General features: G+C 41.9%; 3 protein-coding genes and 1 other RNA gene. All 4 read left to right on the top strand.

Annotated elements, in window-relative coordinates; translation table 11 throughout:
- Nucleotides 1–568 (top strand): GGDEF domain-containing protein (locus IQR33_RS22665; protein WP_193844061.1); only part of this gene is annotated, 568 nt, incomplete at its 5' end.
- 137 nt (nucleotides 569–705) lie between these two features.
- Nucleotides 706–802, top strand: an RNA gene (gene ffs / locus IQR33_RS22660) — signal recognition particle sRNA small type.
- A gap of 213 nt (nucleotides 803–1,015) precedes the next feature.
- Nucleotides 1,016–1,750, top strand: coding sequence for an RNA methyltransferase (locus IQR33_RS22655; protein WP_053303254.1), 735 nt, complete (start codon nucleotides 1,016–1,018; stop codon nucleotides 1,748–1,750).
- Nucleotides 1,751–1,994: 244 nt separating this feature from the next.
- Nucleotides 1,995–2,414, top strand: a complete 420-nt coding sequence (locus tag IQR33_RS22650) for a CBS domain-containing protein (RefSeq protein ID WP_005378483.1) — start codon at nucleotides 1,995–1,997, stop codon at nucleotides 2,412–2,414.
- The last annotated feature ends 75 nt before the right edge of the window (nucleotides 2,415–2,489 follow it).

The raw sequence follows: 2,489 nt of genomic DNA, 5'->3' as shown, positions 1-2,489 counted from the left end.
TGAATATGAGATTCGATTAGCGACGCAAACACAAGCTGTGTTTATCTTTGTATTATTGTTTGCTATTTGTGTTTCGCTTTATCTTTACCGTCAATCGAGCACTGACAACTTAACAGGGTTAAGGAATCGTCGTGCGTTGCAAGTAAAGTATCGAAAAGGAGTAAACAAAGATCTATCCATACTTTACTTAGACATTAATCATTTCAAACGAATCAATGACACTTATGGGCATCGCGCTGGGGACGAAGTTTTACAACTACTGGCACTAAAAATTCATTATGTCTGGTCGGGAAGATGTTATCGAATTGGAGGGGATGAGTTCATATTGCTGGGTTATCCTACGCAAGCCGAGTTAACTAGAGCAATGAGAGAGCTCAGTAGAATAGACGTGAAAGGCAAATTATATAGTGATTTGGAGTCTATAAGTATCTCTATTGGTTTCTCTGCAAAAAGGGAACGGCACATGAGCTTAGAGCAAGCGATGCATTTGGCTGATGAAGACATGTACATTAGTAAGCAGTCCTCACGGCACGACTCCTCTTATCGTGACTGTACGGTTTCATCATAAAGGAATGAATTGATCGAGTTTTGTCCAAACGGTAATGAAATGATGAAATTCAAGGTTTTTGCTCTTGCATTATGAGAGCTGATACTGAATAATCGCCCCATCGATTGAGGCAAGACCTCTCGAAAAGAATTATGGGGCTCTGGTCCTCTCGCAACAATAGCTCGTGAACTCGGTCAGGTCCGGAAGGAAGCAGCCGCAGCGTGTGACTTGTGTGCCGGGATGTGGCTGGGGTCCCACCCTTTTGAAAGCCCTGCGTTATCGCAGGGCTTTTTTCGTTTTTGAGCCTTCTTTTATTTTGGCTACGCTTGGTGTTCAACGTCTTCTGATGATCAAGCTTCTTGAGGTTATTTAGGTATAATTTATAATCTCATCCGCTTGATACCGAACTGTCGTGAAGATTGTTTAGGGTACGCTCGCCGAATAACCATTTTCACCTGGGATACTTTAATGATTTCAAAAAACCAATTAAAACTGCTTCGTGCTTTAGGTCAAAAGAAACAGCGTAAAGCGCATGGCTTATTCCTAGTTCAGGGTGAAAAGAACGTACTAGAGCTAGCAAGTAGTTCATTGAAGGTGAAGCAGGTTTTTGCAACAGCGGCATTTCTCGAACAAAATGCTGGTACGCTAAATCGTTTTGATTGTGTTGAAGCATCGCTTGATGAATTGACCAAAGCGAGCACGCTTGTGAGCAATAATGCGGCCATTGCTGTGGTTGAAATTCCGAGTGTAAAAGAGCCTCAAGCGAAAGGCTTGATGATTGCGCTAGATGGTGTATCCGACCCTGGTAATCTAGGTACGATTATTCGTGTTGCAGACTGGTATGGCATCAAGCACATTATTGCGAGTACAGATTGTGCTGATCCTTATAATCCTAAAACGATCAGTGCGACCATGGGCAGCTTTGGCCGCGTACAAGTGAGTTTGGTGGATTTGCCAAGTTACTTGGAACACGCCAAATTGCCAGTATATGGCGCGTTTTTGGAAGGAGAGAGCGTTCATAAAACGGATTTCGCTGCTGAAGGTATTTTGTTGATGGGCAGCGAATCTCATGGTGTGCGTGAAGCCGCAGCAAAATTCGTGACAGATAAGATCACGATTCCGGCGTTTGGCGGTGCCGAATCACTGAATGTCGCGATGGCGACTGGCATTATTTTAGACAACATGCGCCGCCAACATTGCTAACGCAACAATTACATAATAACAAAGCCAGTCAATTGACTGGCTTTGTTGTATTTTGCCTAGAAAAATCAGCCTGGCTGAATCTTGCGTTTAACGAAATACAGTGAATGTTGTTCGGTGAGTTAATTTTGTTTTAGTTCAATAGGCTGTGCCTATAAATAAAATTACTCCTTTCCATTTAGTAAAATCAGGAAATTAGGCGACACTTATCTAAAGGCCGCAATAAAATGCCCTTAAGGAGATAAGAATGCATTCATTAAAAGTAAAAGATTACATGACGTTGCAAGCGGTGACTTTCACGAAAGATATGTCACTTTCGGCAGCTTTAAACAAAGTAATGCAAAGTGTCACACTAGGTGGCCCTGTCATTGATGAAAATGAAAAAGTGGTTGGGTTTTTATCGGAGCAAGACTTATTAGATAAGTTGGTGAAAGCAAGTTATCACTGCCAAGATACACATACGGTACAAGAGTGTATGCATGATGATGTCTTATCTGTTTCTCCAGAAATGTCAGTAATTGAACTGGCTGACATGATGAAAGTTGGAAAGCCGAAAATGTATCCAGTGGTGGATGGCAAAGGTAAGTTGGTTGGTGTTATCACAAGAAGAGACGTGCTGCGTGCCATAGGAATGACATTAAATGAGTGTTTTAAGCATCCCGTTTAACCTCTCTGTTTAAACTTTACGGAATATTGCTTTTAAACTGGTTTGGAAAGACGCTTCGGCGTCTTTTTTATTTTC

This window comes from Vibrio sp. OPT46 (assembly GCF_015163535.1).
GTDB classification, from domain to species: domain Bacteria; phylum Pseudomonadota; class Gammaproteobacteria; order Enterobacterales; family Vibrionaceae; genus Vibrio; species Vibrio alginolyticus.
The sequence above is the reverse complement of the archived record's forward strand: the minus strand, read 5'-3'. Positions and strand labels throughout refer to the sequence as shown.

Bases quoted from the DNA above. Each gene is read 5' to 3' on its own strand.
- IQR33_RS22655 (WP_053303254.1), top strand. From the start codon at position 1,016: ATGATTTCAAAAAACCAATTAAAACTGCTTCGTGCTTTAGGTCAAAAG.
- IQR33_RS22650 (WP_005378483.1), top strand. From the start codon at position 1,995: ATGCATTCATTAAAAGTAAAAGATTACATGACGTTGCAAGCGGTGACT.